The sequence below is a fragment of the Nonomuraea purpurea genome (assembly GCF_042650645.1).
Classification (GTDB): domain Bacteria; phylum Actinomycetota; class Actinomycetes; order Streptosporangiales; family Streptosporangiaceae; genus Nonomuraea; species Nonomuraea purpurea.
Genome location: NZ_JBHSBI010000024.1, coordinates 26,541 through 42,808, shown reverse-complemented (window position 1 = coordinate 42,808; position 16,268 = coordinate 26,541). Strand labels below are relative to the sequence as shown.

At 68.0% G+C, this 16,268-nt stretch carries 20 protein-coding genes; 13 read left to right on the top strand and 7 right to left on the bottom strand.

Translation table 11 applies throughout. The features are described 5' to 3' along the window. Positions 1-22 precede the first annotated feature (22 nt). A complete protein-coding gene (locus ACFOY2_RS37020; protein WP_379532772.1) occupies positions 23-766 on the bottom strand; it encodes a deoxyribonuclease IV in 744 nt (247 codons plus the stop codon). A gap of 103 nt (positions 767-869) precedes the next feature. On the opposite strand from ACFOY2_RS37020, the gene ACFOY2_RS37015 reads away from it, so the two are divergent. Then, complete coding sequence (locus ACFOY2_RS37015; RefSeq protein ID WP_379532771.1) at positions 870-1,046, top strand: hypothetical protein; 177 nt, start codon at positions 870-872, stop codon at positions 1,044-1,046. Between the two features lie 72 nt (positions 1,047-1,118). On the opposite strand, the gene ACFOY2_RS37010 is transcribed toward ACFOY2_RS37015, so the two are convergent. Next, complete coding sequence (locus ACFOY2_RS37010; RefSeq protein ID WP_379532770.1) at positions 1,119-1,433, bottom strand: hypothetical protein; 315 nt, start codon at positions 1,431-1,433, stop codon at positions 1,119-1,121. A 193-nt stretch (positions 1,434-1,626) separates the two neighbouring features. Here ACFOY2_RS37010 and rpsF point away from each other — a divergent pair, with 193 nt between their 5' ends. The 7 genes from rpsF to ACFOY2_RS36975 all read left to right on the top strand — a co-directional run bounded on the left by rpsF (position 1,627) and on the right by ACFOY2_RS36975 (position 6,204). Then, a complete protein-coding gene (gene rpsF, locus ACFOY2_RS37005) occupies positions 1,627-1,917 on the top strand; it encodes a 30S ribosomal protein S6 (RefSeq protein ID WP_026214314.1) in 291 nt (96 codons plus the stop codon). 141 nt (positions 1,918-2,058) lie between these two features. Further along, on the top strand, positions 2,059-2,604 hold the full coding sequence (locus ACFOY2_RS37000; RefSeq protein ID WP_379532769.1) for a single-stranded DNA-binding protein: 546 nt from the start codon (positions 2,059-2,061) through the stop codon (positions 2,602-2,604). A 63-nt stretch (positions 2,605-2,667) separates the two neighbouring features. Then, positions 2,668-2,904: a 30S ribosomal protein S18 gene (rpsR, locus tag ACFOY2_RS36995; RefSeq protein WP_020543048.1), complete on the top strand. Its 237-nt coding sequence runs from the start codon at positions 2,668-2,670 to the stop codon at positions 2,902-2,904. 14 nt (positions 2,905-2,918) lie between these two features. Further along, complete coding sequence (gene rplI, locus ACFOY2_RS36990) at positions 2,919-3,365, top strand: 50S ribosomal protein L9 (protein WP_379532768.1); 447 nt, start codon at positions 2,919-2,921, stop codon at positions 3,363-3,365. 304 nt (positions 3,366-3,669) lie between these two features. Beyond that, entirely contained in the window at positions 3,670-4,527 is an 858-nt protein-coding gene (locus ACFOY2_RS36985; RefSeq protein WP_379532767.1) for an ABC transporter substrate-binding protein, read from the top strand. Further along, positions 4,524-5,363, top strand: a complete 840-nt coding sequence (locus ACFOY2_RS36980) for an amino acid ABC transporter permease (RefSeq protein ID WP_379532766.1) — start codon at positions 4,524-4,526, stop codon at positions 5,361-5,363. Before ACFOY2_RS36985 ends, ACFOY2_RS36980 begins: the two co-directional genes overlap by 4 nt. 97 nt (positions 5,364-5,460) lie before the next feature. Then, the gene (locus ACFOY2_RS36975; protein WP_379532765.1) at positions 5,461-6,204 is read left to right on the top strand and encodes an amino acid ABC transporter ATP-binding protein; all 744 of its coding nucleotides are present in this window, start codon (positions 5,461-5,463) and stop codon (positions 6,202-6,204) included. 164 nt (positions 6,205-6,368) lie between these two features. Here the strand turns inward: ACFOY2_RS36975 and ACFOY2_RS36970 are convergent, their stop codons facing one another. Next, a complete protein-coding gene (locus tag ACFOY2_RS36970; RefSeq protein WP_379532764.1) occupies positions 6,369-7,670 on the bottom strand; it encodes an MATE family efflux transporter in 1,302 nt (433 codons plus the stop codon). A 299-nt stretch (positions 7,671-7,969) separates the two neighbouring features. Between ACFOY2_RS36970 and dnaB the strand changes: the two genes are divergently transcribed. The 3 genes from dnaB (at position 7,970) to ACFOY2_RS36955 (ending at position 12,322) form a co-directional block, all read left to right on the top strand. Then, positions 7,970-10,987 carry a replicative DNA helicase gene (gene dnaB / locus ACFOY2_RS36965; protein ID WP_379532875.1) on the top strand — a complete coding sequence of 1,006 codons (3,018 nt, stop codon included), beginning with the start codon at positions 7,970-7,972 and terminating at the stop codon, positions 10,985-10,987. 154 nt (positions 10,988-11,141) lie between these two features. Beyond that, positions 11,142-11,633, top strand: a complete 492-nt coding sequence (locus tag ACFOY2_RS36960; protein ID WP_379532763.1) for a SigE family RNA polymerase sigma factor — start codon at positions 11,142-11,144, stop codon at positions 11,631-11,633. After that, positions 11,630-12,322: a hypothetical protein gene (locus ACFOY2_RS36955; RefSeq protein WP_379532762.1), complete on the top strand. Its 693-nt coding sequence runs from the start codon at positions 11,630-11,632 to the stop codon at positions 12,320-12,322. The genes ACFOY2_RS36960 and ACFOY2_RS36955 overlap by 4 nt, the downstream gene beginning before the upstream one ends. Before the next feature lie 38 nt (positions 12,323-12,360). Here ACFOY2_RS36955 and ACFOY2_RS36950 read toward each other — a convergent pair whose 3' ends face one another. Together ACFOY2_RS36950 and ACFOY2_RS36945 are read right to left on the bottom strand one after the other, a co-directional pair. After that, a complete protein-coding gene (locus ACFOY2_RS36950) occupies positions 12,361-12,873 on the bottom strand; it encodes a GtrA family protein (protein ID WP_379532761.1) in 513 nt (170 codons plus the stop codon). A gap of 87 nt (positions 12,874-12,960) precedes the next feature. Continuing rightward, positions 12,961-13,626, bottom strand: a complete 666-nt coding sequence (locus ACFOY2_RS36945) for a hypothetical protein (RefSeq protein ID WP_379532760.1) — start codon at positions 13,624-13,626, stop codon at positions 12,961-12,963. A 206-nt stretch (positions 13,627-13,832) separates the two neighbouring features. On the opposite strand from ACFOY2_RS36945, the gene ACFOY2_RS36940 reads away from it, so the two are divergent. Continuing rightward, entirely contained in the window at positions 13,833-14,288 is a 456-nt protein-coding gene (locus ACFOY2_RS36940; protein WP_379532759.1) for a universal stress protein, read from the top strand. A 70-nt stretch (positions 14,289-14,358) separates the two neighbouring features. On the opposite strand, the gene soxR is transcribed toward ACFOY2_RS36940, so the two are convergent. Together soxR and ACFOY2_RS36930 are read right to left on the bottom strand one after the other, a co-directional pair. Next, on the bottom strand, positions 14,359-14,856 hold the full coding sequence (gene soxR, locus ACFOY2_RS36935) for a redox-sensitive transcriptional activator SoxR (protein WP_379532758.1): 498 nt from the start codon (positions 14,854-14,856) through the stop codon (positions 14,359-14,361). A gap of 9 nt (positions 14,857-14,865) precedes the next feature. Next, complete coding sequence (locus tag ACFOY2_RS36930; protein ID WP_379532757.1) at positions 14,866-15,297, bottom strand: Lrp/AsnC family transcriptional regulator; 432 nt, start codon at positions 15,295-15,297, stop codon at positions 14,866-14,868. A 56-nt stretch (positions 15,298-15,353) separates the two neighbouring features. On the opposite strand from ACFOY2_RS36930, the gene ACFOY2_RS36925 reads away from it, so the two are divergent. After that, complete coding sequence (locus ACFOY2_RS36925) at positions 15,354-16,268, top strand: SMP-30/gluconolactonase/LRE family protein (protein ID WP_379532756.1); 915 nt, start codon at positions 15,354-15,356, stop codon at positions 16,266-16,268.

Genomic DNA, 16,268 nt, shown 5'->3' with positions numbered 1-16,268 from the left:
ATCCACAGGCTGTGTGTATTCGCTAGAGGTTCTTCCTCAGGAACGCGATGTCCTCCGCCTGGCCGTCGCCCGGCGTCTCCACCACGATCGGCGCCCCCGCCGCCCGGCAGACCGCCAGGATCAGCTCGGAGTCGATCTTCCCCTTGCCCAGATTGGCGTGGCGGTCGGCGCCCGAGTCGAAGTCGTCGCGCGAGTCGTTGCAGTGGACCAGGTCGATCCGGCCCGTGATGGCCTTGACCCGGTCGACCAGGTCGACCAGCTCCTCGCCGCCCGCGTGGGCGTGGCACGTGTCAAGACAGAACCCCACGTCGAACCCGTCGAGCGCCTCCCAGAGCCGGGCGATGCGCTCCAGCTTGCGGGCCATCGCGTTGTCGCCGCCCGCGGTGTTCTCGATCAGGACGGGGATCGGGCACTCCATGCGCTCGAACACCTTGCGCCAGTTGTCGAACCCCGACTGTGGATCGTCGTTCTTGTTGACGTGGCCGCCGTGCACGATCAACGCCTTGGCGCCCAGCCCCGCGGCCGCCTTGAGATGCTGGTCGAGCAGCTTGCGGCTGGGGATCCTGATGCGGTTGTTGGTGGTGGCGACGTTGATGAGGTAGGGGGCGTGGATGTAGATGTCCACACCCTCGACCGGCTTGGCCGGCAGGACGGGCTTGTCGTAGCCCTGGGGATCGCCGAGGAAGAACTGCACAACCTCGGCCCCCACCGCCTTCGCGTGCGCGGCGGGATCGTCCTGATCGACATGAGCTCCGATTCGCACCATGCCAAGGAGCTTACGCCGGAGGGGGCCTGGGCCGAGATGCCTGTGCGTTTGCCGGGGGGCTGTCAGGGCAGTCGCAAAGCACCCCCTACCTGAGGAGAAAGGTATGAGCCGCTGGCGCTTACGGGCGCTGATCGTCTTGATCTACATCGTCGTGGGGATCTACGTGGGCTGGGTGCACCACTACATCACCCCGGGCCTGCTCAAGGACGTCGCGGAGGCGTTGCTCGCGGTGTTCCTCTGGTTCCTCGTCCTGCTAGGCATCGACCTGCACATCGGGTGAGCCCATATACAGGCACGGCCCCGGGAGCACGCGTGACCGGGGCCGTCGCACGTACGCGGGAAACGCGGGAGATCAGTGGGGGAGGAACCCACCGTGGGCGATGCCGAGAGCGGCCCCCACGAACGACCCGACGATCCCGATGATGTTGAGCGAGCGCTGCGGCGTGGTCACGGAGACGTACTGCGAATAGAGGCCGACGCCGAAGCCCAGAGTCCCGAACCAGGCCGAGATCGGATGCGCGGAGATCCAGAACGTCGAGACGAACGCCACGAGGCCGCACCCGAGCGCGGCGACCGCCAGGGCGTTCTCCATCGGGTGTGAACGGCCGTCGGTGTTGAGTGTGAGCTTGAACCGCTCCTTCTCGGAGGGCTGAAGCACGTGTGGCACTGCCACCACCCCCTTGGGTTTCCTAAAGGCCTTCCCATGTACCTGCGGCTGGTAACCTTGAGCACGCTGCGTTGTGATGGTCGATCCATCGCCCCAGGGCGCCGAAAGGGGCGGCCCGGGTTCAAACGTCAGCGTCCTCCTGTCACGGCAGAGTGTCGTGACCGCAAGAGTCCAGAGGAGGTTGGAGTCCCGCATGCGTCGTTACGAAGTAATGGTCATTCTGGACCCTTCGCTCGATGAGCGCACTGTCGCGCCGTCCCTCGACCAGTTCCTCACCGTGGTCCGCAACGACGGCGGCACCGTGGAGAAGGTCGACGTCTGGGGCCGTCGCCGTCTCGCCTACGACATCGACAAGAAGTCCGAAGGCATCTACGCCGTCATCGACCTGTCCGCGGAGCCCGCGACGGTCAAGGAGCTCGACCGCCAGATGAACCTCAACGAGGGCATTCTGCGCACCAAGGTCCTGCGTCCCGACGTGCACTGACCGAAGGGGAAGCCGCTGAGCCGGCCCCCGGAAACGGCGGGCCGACGAGCGGATTTCCTCTTGGCTTCCGACTTTGTCGGACAGCCCCCGTAGTCTGAGCCGAAACCCAAGCGAAGGCGTGCAGGAAGGCGAGCGCTAGCCATGGCAGCAGGCGACACCGTAATCACCATCGTCGGCAACCTGGTCGACGACCCGGAGCTGCGCTTCACCCCGACGGGGCAAGCGGTGGCTCGATTCCGCATCGCGTCCACTCCGCGGTTCATGGATCGACAGACCAACGAGTGGAAGGACGGCGAGAGCCTCTTCCTGACCTGCAACGTGTGGCGGCAGGCGGCGGAGAACGCCGCCGAGAGCCTCCAGCGCGGCATGCGGGTCATCGTGCAGGGGCGGCTCAAGCAGCGGTCTTACGAGACCAAGGAAGGCGAGAAGCGCACGGTCTACGAGGTCGAGGTCGACGAGGTCGGCCCGTCCCTGCGTAACGCGACCGCCAAGGTCAACCGCACCTCCCGTCAGGGCGGTGGGGGCGGCGGCTTCGGCGGCGGTCCCGCTGACGACCCGTGGGCCTCCGCGACGCCCGCCTCGCCCCAGGGCGGTGGCGGCTTCGGCGGCGGTGGCGGTGGCGGCGGCGGCCAGCAGGGCGGCGGCTTCAGCGGCGGCGGCGACTTCAGCGACGAGCCGCCTTTCTAAACCAGTCCCATCAGTCCGAGTCCATTCCCGCCAGAAAAGCGGGGCTCTGAAAGGAGCACCACGATGGCCAAGCCGGCACTGCGCAAGCCCAAGAAGAAGGTTTGCCTGTTCTGCCACGACAAGATCTCCTACGTCGACTACAAGGACACGGCGCTGCTTCGGAAGTTCATCTCCGACCGCGGCAAGATCCGTGCGCGCCGGGTGACGGGCAACTGCACCCAGCACCAGCGCGACGTGGCGACCGCGATCAAGAACGCCCGTGAGGTGGCTCTGCTGCCCTACACGAGCACCGCGCGCTAAGGAGGCCTGTCGATATGAAGCTCATCCTCACCAACGAGGTCTCCGGCCTCGGCGCTCCCGGCGACGTCGTCGAGGTCAAGGACGGCTACGGCCGTAACTACCTCATCCCGCGCGGCTACGCCATGCGCTGGACCCGCGGCGCCGAGAAGCAGATCGAGACCATCAGGAAGGCTCGCGACGCTCGCGAGATCCGCGACCTCGGCACCGCCAAGGAGGTCGCGGGTCAGATCGGCGCGCTGCGCGTCCGGCTGACCACCCGCGCGGGCGAGTCCGGGCGGCTGTTCGGCTCGATCACGACGGGCGACATCGCCGACGCCGTGAAGGCCGCCGGCGGCCCGATCCTCGACCGCCGGCGCATCGAGATCGTCAACCCGATCAAGAGCACCGGCTCCCACCGCGTCACCGTCAAGCTCCACCCGGAAGTATCCGCGTCGGTTGACGTCGAGGTCCTCGCGGGCTGATTTTTTTCCGGCCCCCCTTCGTTGTTTGGAGGGGGGCTTTTTCTTCCGGCGCGCGCCGTACTTCGGCCAGCTTTTATTACCTTCCGGTACGCGCTGCCCTGGCCCACCACCCGCCGTACTCCGGCTGATGGCCCTCCAGGAAACGGCCTCTGACCCTTCACCGGCTGGGCGCCGTTACGCGAGCCCACCTTGACTGGCTGCCGTGGTGAAGTGGGCACTCCCGAACGCCGCGTGGACGTTATTTCCTATTCGGGCGGCGTAGAATGCTTTAGTTCTTCGGCGCGTTCCCCCCTGGAGGCTGGCCGTGGCCCGTCCCTTGATGTTGTTTGCTGTTGGTGCCATGGCGGCGGTTGTCGGCTGTGCACCGGTTGATGAACCGGTGAGTACGGCCGGGCCGAGTGCGTCCACGGCGTGTTCCAAGGAGCAGCTCAAGCTCGTCAACGCTGGCAAGCTGACCATCGGCACTGACAAACCTGCCTTCGAGCCCTGGTTCAAGGACGGCGATCCGGGCAACGGGCAGGGGTTCGAGAGTGCGGTGGCGTTCGCCGTGGCCGGTGAGCTGGGCTTTGACCGTAGCGAGGTGCAGTGGAGCACGGTGAAGTTCGACTCCGCGTTCGCGCCGGGCGTGAAGCAGTTCGACTTCGACGTCAACCAGGTGTCCATCACTCCGGCTCGGGCCAAGGCGGTTGATTTCAGTAAGGGCTACTACGTGGTCAAGCAGGCCCTTGTCGCCGTCGAGGGGAGCAAGTTCGCCGGGGCCAAGAGCCTGGCGGAGTTGAAGGACGCGAAGATCGGTGTGCAGGTCGGGACGACCTCGTTCAACGCCGTCAAGGAGATCATCCAGCCCACTGCCGATCCCAACGTGTACAACGAGCAGATCGACGCTGTGAACGCCCTGAAGAACGACCAGGTGGATGCGCTGGTCGTGGACCTGCCGACGGCGTTCTACGTGACCGCCGCGCAGGTGGAGAAGTCGAAGATCGTGGGGCAGTTCAGCTCGACGGGGGGCACGCCTGAGGAGTTCGGGCTGGTCATGGAGAAGGGCAGCGCGCTCAAGCCCTGTGTGGACAAGGCTGTGGACGCGCTGAAGGCGAAGGGCGAGCTGGCCAAGATCGAGCAGGAGTGGCTCGGCTCGGCGGCCGGCGCGCCCGAGTTGAAATGAGCGAGTGGGTCAAGTCCGAGCGGCAGGTCGAGCGCGAGCGGTTGCGCCGCTCCCATGCCCGCCGTTCGGGCTCGATCGCGACGGTGTCGACGGTGGTCTTCATCGTTTTGGTCGTGTGGGTGGTCACGAACGCGCCGGGCTGGCCGAGGGTCCAGGCGACGTTCTTCGACTCCGACCAGTTCGTCAAGGCGCTGCCCGATGTGGCGAGCGGGTTCCTGCTGAACGTCAAGATCTTCCTGATCGCCGAGGTGCTCATCCTGATCGTCGGCCTGCTGGTGGCGCTGGCCAGGGGGATCAAGACGCCGGCGTTCTTCCCGATCAGGGCGTTGGCCACGCTCTACACCGACGTGTTCCGTGGTGTGCCGACCATTTTGGTGATCTACCTGGTCGGGTTCGGGCTGCCCGCGCTCAAGTTGCAGGGCATCCCCACCGACCTGGCGACGCTGGGCATCATCGCGCTGACGTTGTCGTACGGCGCGTACGTGGCCGAGGTGTTCCGGGCCGGCATCGACTCCGTCCACCCGAGCCAGGTGGCGGCGGCGCGCTCGCTCGGGCTCAGCCACGGCAGGACCATGCGGTTCGTGGTGCTGCCGCAGGCCACGCGCAGGGTTGTGCCGCCGCTGCTGAACGACTTCGTCTCGCTGCAGAAGGATACGGCGCTGGTGTCCACCATCGGGCCGCTGGAGGCGATCCGGCAGGCGCAGATCCACGTGACCGACACGTTCAACTACACGCCCTACCTCGTGGCCGCGCTGCTGTTCCTCCTGGTCACGATCCCCCTGGCCAGGTTCACCGACCACCTGGCCGCCCGCACGCGCAGGAGGCGCGGCGCATGAGCGGATGGTGCAGACGGACGGTACCGGTGGGGGAGGACGCGACGATGGTCGGTGTCGTGCGGTCGGCCGGGCTCGGGCGCCTGATGGAGGAGGGCGCATGAGCCTGTTGACGATCGACGGGGTGTGGAAGCATTTCCACGGGCACAGCGTGCTGCGCGGCATCGATCTGGAGGTGCGTCCGCACGAGGTGGTGAGCCTGATCGGGGCCTCGGGGTCGGGCAAGTCCACGCTCCTGCGCTGCGTGAACCTGCTGGAGACGGTGGACGACGGCACGATCACGCTCGACGGACAGGAGATCACCGATCCCCGGGTGAAGGTCGACGACGTACGCAAACGACTGGGCATCGTGTTCCAGGCGTTCAACCTCTTCCCGCACATGACCGTGCTGGACAACGTCACCTTGGCGCCCCGGCAGGTGCACAGGCTGGCCAAGGGGGAGGCGGAGGAGCAGGCGCACGAGTTGCTGGCCCGGTTCGGGCTGGCGGACAAGGCGCGGGCCTACCCCGACCGGCTCTCCGGCGGGCAGCAGCAGCGGGTGGCCATCATCAGGGCCCTGGCCATGCGGCCCCGGCTGATGCTGCTCGACGAGGTCACCTCGTCGCTCGACCCGGAGCTGGTGGTGGAGGTGCTGCAGGTCATCAGGGAGCTCAAGGAGTCGGGCATGACGATGATCCTCACGACGCACGAGATGGGGATCTGTCGGGAAATCTCGGACACGGTGTGCTTCCTCGACGGTGGCGTGCTGCTGGAGAAGGGGCCCCCAGAGAAGGTCTTCACCGACCCGGAGAACGCCAGGACCAGGAAGTTCCTGCGCAGCGTGTTCGAATCGAGACGGTTGTAGGGCACCGGTCGACCTCGGGCATCCGGACGTCCATCAGCACGACGTCGGGCACGCGGATCCGATCGGTGCCGGTGGCGCCCGCGGCGGGGCATCCAGGGAACGCGCCCACAATGTCTCACCCCTTGGACGACAGCGAGCACGCCGAGCGACGCGGGTAACAGGGGCTACGCTCCGGTGATCAGCCAGGCGGTTCCGGCGGCTCGGCGGGCGAGGGTGATCAGGCGTGCGATCATCCACACCCCGAGCGCGCACCAGAGGGCCACGACGCCGAACCCGGAGGCGAACAGCGCGGCCGGCAGGTACGCCAGCGTCGTCCACACTCCGGCCCAGGCCAGATAGCGCTGGTCGCCCGCACCGATGAGCACCCCGTCGAGCACGAACACGATCCCGCAGATCGGCTGGAACACCGCCACCGGCCACAGCAGGGCCAGCAGCAGTTCGGTGACGGCCGGATCGGCGTCGAACACCCCGGGCAGCACCGGCCTGGCGGCGATGACGAGCAGGCCGAGCACGCTGCCCGACCACAGGCCCCACTGCGTCATGCGCCTGGTCGCGTCCCTGGTGGTGGTCACGTCGCCGGCGCCGAGCGAGCGTCCCGTGATGGCCTGCCCGGCGATGGCGATGGCGTCGAGGGCGAAGGCGAGCAGCGTCCACACCTGGGTGGCGATGGCGTAGGCGGCCAGCTCGGCCTCGCCCATCCTGGTGGCGATGACGGTCGCCGCGAGCAGCACCACCCGCAGGCAGACCGTGCGGATGAGCAGCGCGAACCCGGCCGCGCCCGCCTCCTTGAGCCCGGCGGCCCCCGGGAGCAGCGACGTGCCCAGCCGCAGCGCGCCCCTGGCGACCACGACGAGGTACACGGCCGCGCCCAGCGTCTGGGCCAGCACCGTCCCCCAGGCCGACCCCGCGATGCCCCAGTCGAGGACCAGCACGAACCAGCCGTTGAGCGCCGCGTTCAGTGCGAACGACCCCACCGCGACGACCAGCGGCGTGAGCGTGTCCTGCAGCCCGCGCAGCACCCCGGTGCCCGCCAGCACGACCAGCATGCCGGGCGTGCCGAGCAGGCTGATGCGCAGGTATGTCACGGCCTGCGCGCTCTGCCCCGCGTTCGCCCCGAACAGCTCCACCACGGCGGGAGCCAGCGGCCAGAACACGGCGATCAGCGCCACGCCGATGCCCAGGGCGAGCCAGATCCCGTCCACGCCGCTGCGCATTGCCCGAGCGTGGTTGCCCGCTCCCGTCTGGCGCGCCACGGACGCCGTGGTGCCGTAGGCGAGGAAGACGCAGAGGTTCACCAATGTGGTCAGAACCGTGCCCGCCACACCCAGCGCGCCCACTGCCGTGGTGCCCAGCCCGTGCCCCACGATGGCGTAGTCGGCGAGCAGGAAGAGCGGCTCGGCCACCAGCGCGCCGAACGCCGGCACGGCCAGCCGGAGAATCTCCCGGTCCCGGGGTGTAATGGGCATTTGTCCATTATGGGCCTTACACGGCGTGTCGGCGAAACTTTCTTTTCTCCACAGCCGGTGGAAATCGTTTCCGCAGGTCAGGGGCATGCTGTGGATATCGCCTGAGAGTTATCCCCAGGCTTCGTCCACAGGCATTTCACATGCTGGGGCCCATCGTGCACAGCTTGACCACAGGGTTGTCCACAGGCCGCGTTGCCGTCGGACCCGGACTCCGCGAAACTGTCAGCCTGGTCGACTACAAGTGGGGGTGGTGCGACCGCCTGGCTGTTCGAGGGGGCGCGGTGAGCATTGACGAGGAGATGGGCGCGGGCCCCGGTTTCGAGCGCACACCGCCGCACAACATCGACGCCGAGCAGTCGGTGCTCGGCGGCATGATCCTGTCCAAGGACGCCATCGCCGACGTCGTGGAGATCCTGCGCTCCGACGACTTCTACCGCCCGGCCCACCAGATGGTCTACGACGTCATCACCGACCTCTACGGCAGGGGCGAACCCGCCGACGCGGTGACGGTCTTCGACGAGCTGCAAAAGCGCGGCGAGATGGCCAGGGTGGGTGGCGCGGCCTACCTCCACACGCTCACGGCCGTCGTCCCCACGGCCGCCAACGCCGGCTACTACGCCAAGATCGTCAGAGAGCAGGCCATCCTGCGCCGCCTCATCGAGGCCGGCACCCGCATCGTCTCCTACGGCTACGGCGGGCAGAACGAAGAGGTCGACGACCTCGTCGACCGCGCCCAGGCCGAGATCTACAAGGTCACCGAGCGCCGCACGTCAGAAGACTACGCGCCGCTGGCCGACATCATGCCCGGCGCCCTCGACGAGCTCGAGGCCATCGGCAGCCGCAGCGGCCAGATGGTCGGCGTCCCCACCGGCTTCCAGGACCTCGACACGCTCACCAACGGCCTCCACCCGGGTCAGATGATCGTCGTGGCCGCCCGTCCCGCCATCGGCAAGGCGCTGGCGCTCGACACGCCGCTGCCCACGCCCGCCGGGTGGACGACGATGGGGCAGGTCCAGGTCGGCGACGAGCTGATCGGGGCCGACGGCAGGCCGACCCGGGTGGTGGCGGCCACCGAGGTGCTGCACGGCCGGCCGTGCTTCGAGGTGGAGTTCGACGACGGCACGGTCGTCGTCGCGGACGCCCAGCACCAGTGGCGCACCGCGGCCCAGGGTGTGTCCGATCGGCGGCGCGTGCTCACCACCGAGAAACTCGCGAAGGGTCACGCGGTGGAGGTGGCGGAGCCGTTCGTGTTCGACGAGCGGGAGTTGCCGGTGCCGCCGTACGCGCTCGGCGCCCGGCTCGGAGACAGCCGTGGCACGGGCGTGCGGCCAGAGGGTCCGGACGACAGGCACATCCCGATGCCCTACCTGCGGGCGTCGGAGCGGCAGAGGCGTGAGCTGCTGCGGGGCCTGCTCGATGCCCAGGCAACCACCACGGCGGGCGGAAACGGGTGTTTGGCGGTGGAGGGCCGCAGGCTGGCCCAGGAGGTCATGGAGCTTGTGCTGAGCCTTGGGCATCAGGCCGTCATGCGGGCCGAGGCAGACTCCTCCACCCATTACATGATCAACTTTACCACCGAAGTTCGCCAGATTGTGGACGTCCGCCCGATTCCTTCGCGTCCGGTGCGCTGTGTCCAGGTCGACAACGACGACCACATGTACCTCGCGAGCAGGTCCTGCGTCCCCACCCACAACAGCACGCTGGGGCTTGACTTCGCCCGTTCCGCGGCGATCAAGCATGGCATGACCACGGTCATCTTCTCGCTGGAGATGTCCCGCAACGAGATCACCATGCGTCTGCTGTCGGCCGAGGCCAGGGTCGCGCTGCACGCCATGCGTTCGGGCCTTATGACCGACGACGACTGGACCCGCCTGGCGCGACGGATGAGCGAGGTGGCCGAGGCGCCGCTGTTCATCGACGACTCGCCCAACATGTCGATGATGGAGATCAGGGCCAAGTGCCGGCGGCTCAAGCAGCGCAACGACCTGCGGTTCGTGGTCATCGACTACCTCCAGCTCATGAGCTCGCCGAAGAAGACCGAGAGCCGCCAGAACGAGGTCTCGGAGATCTCCCGTGCCATCAAGCTCCTGGCCAAGGAGCTGGAGGTGCCCGTCATCGCGATCTCCCAGCTCAACCGAGGTCCCGAGCAGCGTACAGACAAGCGTCCCGCGGTGAGCGACCTGCGTGAGTCGGGCTGCCTGACGGCGGCCACCCGCGTCATGCGGGCCGACACGGGGGCGGAGGTCTCCCTGGGCGAGCTGCTGGAGTCGGGCGCGCGCGACATCCCCGTCTGGTCGCTGGACGAACGCCTCAAACTCGTCCCGCGCACGATGACCCACGTCTTCCCCAGCGGCGTGAAGCAGGTCTATCGCGTACGGCTGCGCTCGGGCCGCGAGGTCGAGGCCACCGCGAACCACCCCTTCCTCACCTACGACGGCTGGCGGGCGCTCGGCGACCTGGCGGCGGGCACGAGGGTCGCCGTGCTACGGCACGTGCCGGCGCCGCTCGGCCTCGCGCCCTGCGACGAGGACGAACTCGTCCGGGCGGCAGGCAGCGGCGACGCGTCCCTGCCGGAGGGCCTGTCCTCGCTGCCCAAGCGGCAGATCGCGCTCTTCCTGCGGCACCTGTGGGCGACGGGCGGCCGCGTCGAATGGGACGGCCGCGCACACCTGTCCTATTGGTCCGCGAGCCGGCGGGTGGTGGACGACCTGGCCAGGCTCCTGCTCCGCTTCAACGTGATGACACGGGTGGAGCGCCGCGACGACACGTACCTGCTCGACGTCACCAGCGCCGAAGACCAGGTGCGCTTCCTCGACGACGTCGGCGTCCACGCCTGCCATGAGGAGGCGGCACGGGAGTGCGCGGCGCGCCTTCGCGAGCTCACCGGCGACACCGGTCCCGACCCGATCCCCTCACGGGTCAGGACGGCGCTCCGCGCCGAGATCCGGCGCGAGGACGCACGCTTGGGCCGGATGGCCGCCGTCCTCGACGACTCCGAGATGGAGCTGCTGGCGACCAACGACGTGTTCTGGGACGAGATCGCCGCCGTCGAGCCCATGGGCGAGCAGCCGGTCTACGACGCGACCGTGCTGGGCACGCACAACTTCGTCGCCAACGGCATCAGCCTGCACAACTCCATCGAGCAGGACGCCGACATGGTCATCCTGCTGCACCGCGAGGACGCCTACGAGCGTGAGTCGCCCAGGGCGGGCGAGGCCGACCTGATCGTGGCCAAGCACCGTAACGGCCCCACCGCCACGGTGACGGTGGCCTTCCAGGGCCACTACAGCCGGTTCGTCGACATGGCCCAACACTGACCCGTTCTGTGGGGTCCGCGTTTCGATGTCGCCATGTTGGGGTCCCACTCCGTGCTTCTCGTCACGGCGAGAAAAATCCGGAGACGGTGTCATCCGAAACCCCGGTGCCGGCCGGTATAGATCCGCGGAGCATCGAGGACGGAGACCAAGGAACATGGACGACGGGTTCGCCGAATACGTGGCGCAGCGCGGTGAGCGGCTACGTCGTACAGCGTATTTGCTGGCCGGCAACTGGGCGACGGCCGAAGATCTGGTGCAGACGGCTCTGACCAAAGCCTGGATGGCCTGGTCGCGGATCGAGGGGAACCCCGACCCGTACGTCTACCGGATCCTCGCCAACACCCACGCCTCCTGGTGGCGCAGGCGCTGGCAGAACGAGCTGCCGCACCGGCAGCTGCCGGACAGGGCCGATCCGTCGGACTTCGCGAGCGACGCCGACGAGCGCGACGTGTTGTGGACGGCGATCAGAGCGCTGTCCAAGCGCCAACGGGCGGTGGTCGTCCTGCACTACTTCGACGAGCTGACCCTGCAGCAATGCGCCGACGCCCTCGGCTGCTCCCTCGGAACAGTGAAGACGCAACTCAGCCGGGCGCTGGCACGACTGCGCGTGAATTCGGAGATCCAGACCACGGGAGCGGGACGATGACCTACAGCGAGCGTGACCTACACACGCTGCTCGCCGAGCGCAGCGAGCAGGGACCGGGCGGGCGGCTCGATCCGGCCGCCTTCGCGCGGCGGGGCAGGCGGATCCGGGCGCGCAGGGCCGGGATCGGCCTCGGGGCGGCGGGGGCCGCACTGGCGGCGGCCCTGTTGATGATTCCGGCGGCGACGACCACGGCCGTGCCCGCACCGGCGCCCGCGGCCAACGGGGGGACGGGGTTGCCGCAGACCGTGCGGGTCGGGGAGCACAATCTTGCCCTCGTCGCCGAGCAGCCGGGCCGGTCGCCTTCGACCGCGCTGACGTACCAGCCCAGAAGTGCCACCGTGGGCATCTGGGTGAAATGCGCTGTGCCTGGCAGCATGTACTTCTTCCGCGCGGAGTCCGGCGGGGCGACGTCGAGCGGGTTCAAGAAGTGTGACAATCCTCCGGTGGTGGAGACCCGGATCACGGGCGCGAAGGAGTGGATGAGCAAGCCGCAGACGGTGGAGTACTGGGTGTTCGCGCCAGACGTTCCCGTCAATGCGGTCGAAGGTCCTGACTGTGACTTCGAGCCCACCTGCGAGGGTAAGTACACGGCCTTCGGGCTGATGGATCGCAAGGTCGCGGACAGGCTGGCCGCCCAGTACCCGGGCGGCTCCTACACGGCCGGCGTCTACGAGCCGCGCAACCCCTGAAGCCTCAGCCGCCGAAACGGCTTCTGGACTGGCTGCCATCAAGCCGCCTCGTCCGCGGAATCGGGAGCGGGAGCCAGCCGCACGCTGCCGGACTGGGCCTTCTCGTCGGGGAAGACCCACTTCCGGAGCGCCCAGAAGCGGAAGACCATGGCGATCAGCGTGCCGATGATCTGCGCGCTCATGAAGTCGGCGATCTCCTGGGTCGCCAGGCTCACATCCGGGGTCTCCAGGTGAAATACGTACCGGGAGATCCACAGCGGCGCGGAGCTGAGCACCAGACCGACGCCACTGACCAGGAAGAACAGCGCCGCCTCGTGACGGCGCTCGCGGCCGCCCCTGGTCCGGAACGACCATTCGCGGTTCAACACGTAGGACACGATCGTCGCCACGAGCACCGCGATGATCTTCGCGGTCACCGGCTTCGGTTCCAAAACGGTGAGCTTCAGCCCATAGAACACCGTGTTGTCCACTAAGAACGCTGTTCCACCGACCACCGCGAACTTCAGCAGTTCATGGTGCTTCAGCGCAAGTGCGTGCAGCGGTTCCGGCAATCTTGCGAGCACTGCTTTCGCTATTCGGAGCACCCCCGATCTTCTCACCGGCCGAACACCCCGGTAACAAGATTTACGGACCCTGCATCACTCGGCCAGCCCGCGGCGTCGAAGCTCTTCGAGCTCGTCGAGGCGTTCTGCGGCGTGCTTGGACCGTGTCGGTGCGACGGCGACAATGTTGTCAAATGGTGTGTACCTGAAGTGGTCAATGGCGATCCGCGCCCCAATGGGCAGGGTCGAAAGATCGACACCTTCGAATGACGATCTCCGCAGCAGGAACTGCGTGGCCGGATCTCTCTTCACCAGCTCGCCGGGCACCCAGTAGAAGCTCGCCTCCGTGAACTTGGCCTCCGAGATGTCCAGCGCCCAGTCGACGTCACGGTAGAAGGCGACGGCGTTGGCGGTGAAGGCGTCGCGCAGCTCGGCGGGCACGATGGAGGGAGGTATCGTCATCATGGAGTTCACCGGGCCACGTAAGGTCACGTGGCGGAACAAGCACGCTTCCAAATGGATCATTCCCGTGGTGGTGGTCCGATCCACCAGCACGTCCTCGAAGCGCACCCCGCGCACGACGCTTCCCCGCAGCGCGCATCGGCTGGCGACGACGTCACGAACCACCAGGCCGTAACCGGGATCGTCGTCCTGGACGATCCGGCAGTAAACGAACTCGCATCGATCCAGCCGGGCAGGCCCGATCGTGCGGCCAGAACCGATGACATTCGTGTCCGTGAAATGCTGCCGCTCGATCTCCAAGCGCTCTGTGTGCACGGCCCCTCGTCTCTGCAGGCAATGGGTTCATATGACGGCGCGGCGACGATCGGCGCCCGGTCGTTCGTGGACCGTACATCAACGGTCCGACAGTCGTCGGAAGGGGATGTGACGGAGCAGACAGCAGCTGCCGGAATGGCTGCTGATCGTCCCGTTGCTCTAGCGGATGAATGAGCGAAGGGAAGAACATCATGACCATCCTCGTCGCCTATGACGGCTCGGCGGACTCGCGCGGCGCGATCGAGTTCGCCGCCAAGCATCTCGCCGCTCAGCCCACGCTCGTCGTCACGGTGTGGGAGCCGCTGCTCGTGCAGCTCAGGAAGTATCCGCTGGCCGCAGGCGCGATCGACCCCGGCACCGAGGACGAGGCCCACGCCCAGGCCGAGCAGCATGCCAGGGAGGGGGCGGAGCTGGCGATGGCGGCCGGGTTGTCCGAGGTGAGCTATCGGGCGGTGGCCGACAACGAGTCGATCTGGAAGACGATCGTGGACGTGGCCGACGAGGTCGACGCTTCGTTGATCGTCACGGGGTCGCGTGGTCTGGCCGGGGTCAGGTCGGTGCTGCTCGGCAGCGTCTCCAACCACGTGCTGCACCACGCCAACCGCCCGACCCTCATCGTCCCCCCGGTGAAGGCCACGTCCCGCTGAGAGCTCGCCCGGGGAGGGCACGTCCGCCCTCCCCGGATGAAGGCCCGCGCAGCCGAAGAAGCCCCGGGGGCTAGCAGGTCGCCGAAGGGGTGAGGCGGCAGGTTTGCGGCGGTGACAGATGCGTGTCGATGCGCCGCGCCCCCGGCCCCTCCTCCCCGAGCCGGTCGTGCGGGTTGGCCACCGGGCAGCGATCCAGCGACAGGCACCCGCACCCGATGCAGTCGGTGAGGTCGTCGCGCAGCCGCTGGAGCTGCTCGATGCGGTCGTCGAGCTCACCCCGCCAGGCGGCCGACAGATGGGCCCAGTCCTCGCGGTTGGGGGTGCGCTCGTCGGGCAGCTCGGCCAGGGCATCCTTGATCGTTTTCAGGGGGATGCCGATGCGCTGCGCCAGCCTGATGAAGGCCACCCTGCGCAGGCTGTCACGGGGGTAGCGGCGCTGGTTCCCGGCCGTCCGCCGGCTGGTGATCAGGCCCTTGGCCTCGTAGAAGTGCAGAGCGGAGACGGCGACGCCGCTGCGTTCTGCGAGCTGGCCGACTGTGAGCTCCTTGGTGTTCCACGCGACGGTCATACCTAGAGATTACTTGAGGGTGCGTTCGAAGAAGGTTTCGAGGACGACGACGGTCTGGGTCCCGGTCACGCCGTCCACCGAGAAGACCCGGCGCAGCACGTCCTGCAACTGTTGTGTGCTGCTCGTGCGGACCTTGAGCAGCACGGACGCGGGGCCCGCGATGACGTGCGCCTCCTCGATCTCGGGGATCGCCGCCAGCCGGTCGGCGCTGTCGCCCATCCACGTGCTGCCGTCGACCAGCACGTACGCCGTCACCGTGCGCCCGAGCGCCTCCTGGTCCACCTCGATCGTGGTGCGCCTGATCACGCCGCGTTCGCGCAGCTTGCGCACCCGCTCGTGCGCGGCCCCGCCGGACAGCCCCACCGCCTGACCGAGCACCGCGTACGACCGCGTCGCGTCCTCCTGGAGCAGACTGATGAGTGTCCTGTCGATATCGTCCACGGCCAAATGTTATCTTGCGATATGCCGGATAGACCGAACGGCGTATGGTGGACGGCATGATGGACACGATCCCCTCTGAGTTCGAGGCCTTGGACGAGCGGTTCACCACGGTCGGCGGAGACGGCCTGGTCGAGCGGCTCTACACGGGCACCCGCTGGGCCGAGGGCCCGGTCTACTTCCCCGCGGGCCGGTTCCTGGTCTGGAGCGACATCCCCAACGAGCGGATGTTGCGCTGGGACGAGATGACCGGCGCGGTGGGCCCGTTCCGCGTGCCCTCCGGCTACGTCAACGGCAACACCCTCGACCGCGAGGGCCGGCTGATCTCCTGCGAGCAGGGCGCCCGCCGCGTCACCCGCACCGAGCACGACGGCTCGATCACGGTGATCGCCGACCGCTGGGAGGGCAAGCGGCTCAACAGCCCCAACGACGTGGTCGTCCGCTCGGACGGCTCCGTCTGGTTCACCGACCCGCCGTACGGGATCATCGGCAACTACGAGGGCGTCGCCGCCGAGCAGGAGATCGACGGCTGCCACGTCTACCGCGTCGACCCGGTGACGGGCGAGGTGCGGATCGTGGCCGACGACTTCGCGCGGCCCAACGGCCTGGCGTTCTCGCTGGACGAGAGCCGCCTGTACGTGGCCGACACGCGGGCGAAGCACCTGAGGGTGTTCGACGTGCGCGGGGACGGCACGCTGAGCGGCGGAAAGGTCTTCGCCGAGGGCACAGACCAGGACAAGTTCGACGGCATGCGGCTCGACGACACCGGCCGCGTCTGGGCCGCGGCGGGCAAGGCCGTGCTCTGCTTCGACCCCGACGGCACGCTGATCGGCCGGCTCAAACTGCCCGAGTCCGTGGCCAACCTGGTCTTCGGCGGGCTCAAGCGCAACCGCATGTTCATCACGGCCTCCTCCTCGCTCTACTCCCTGATGACCAACGTCACCGGCGCGCGCCCGGTCTGGGCCGGGCGCTGA

What these genes read in the sequence shown, in the direction of transcription:
- ACFOY2_RS37020 (WP_379532772.1), bottom strand. Translation starts at nt 766, where the DNA reads ATGGTGCGAATCGGAGCTCATGTCGATCAGGACGATCCCGCCGCGCAC.
- ACFOY2_RS37015 (WP_379532771.1), top strand. Translation starts at nt 870, where the DNA reads ATGAGCCGCTGGCGCTTACGGGCGCTGATCGTCTTGATCTACATCGTC.
- rpsF (WP_026214314.1), top strand. Translation starts at nt 1,627, where the DNA reads ATGCGTCGTTACGAAGTAATGGTCATTCTGGACCCTTCGCTCGATGAG.
- ACFOY2_RS37000 (WP_379532769.1), top strand. Translation starts at nt 2,059, where the DNA reads ATGGCAGCAGGCGACACCGTAATCACCATCGTCGGCAACCTGGTCGAC.
- rpsR (WP_020543048.1), top strand. Translation starts at nt 2,668, where the DNA reads ATGGCCAAGCCGGCACTGCGCAAGCCCAAGAAGAAGGTTTGCCTGTTC.
- rplI (WP_379532768.1), top strand. Translation starts at nt 2,919, where the DNA reads ATGAAGCTCATCCTCACCAACGAGGTCTCCGGCCTCGGCGCTCCCGGC.
- ACFOY2_RS36980 (WP_379532766.1), top strand. Translation starts at nt 4,524, where the DNA reads ATGAGCGAGTGGGTCAAGTCCGAGCGGCAGGTCGAGCGCGAGCGGTTG.
- ACFOY2_RS36975 (WP_379532765.1), top strand. Translation starts at nt 5,461, where the DNA reads ATGAGCCTGTTGACGATCGACGGGGTGTGGAAGCATTTCCACGGGCAC.
- ACFOY2_RS36970 (WP_379532764.1), bottom strand. Translation starts at nt 7,670, where the DNA reads ATGCCCATTACACCCCGGGACCGGGAGATTCTCCGGCTGGCCGTGCCG.
- dnaB (WP_379532875.1), top strand. Translation starts at nt 7,970, where the DNA reads ATGGGCGCGGGCCCCGGTTTCGAGCGCACACCGCCGCACAACATCGAC.
- ACFOY2_RS36960 (WP_379532763.1), top strand. Translation starts at nt 11,142, where the DNA reads ATGGACGACGGGTTCGCCGAATACGTGGCGCAGCGCGGTGAGCGGCTA.
- ACFOY2_RS36955 (WP_379532762.1), top strand. Translation starts at nt 11,630, where the DNA reads ATGACCTACAGCGAGCGTGACCTACACACGCTGCTCGCCGAGCGCAGC.
- ACFOY2_RS36940 (WP_379532759.1), top strand. Translation starts at nt 13,833, where the DNA reads ATGACCATCCTCGTCGCCTATGACGGCTCGGCGGACTCGCGCGGCGCG.
- soxR (WP_379532758.1), bottom strand. Translation starts at nt 14,856, where the DNA reads ATGACCGTCGCGTGGAACACCAAGGAGCTCACAGTCGGCCAGCTCGCA.
- ACFOY2_RS36925 (WP_379532756.1), top strand. Translation starts at nt 15,354, where the DNA reads ATGATGGACACGATCCCCTCTGAGTTCGAGGCCTTGGACGAGCGGTTC.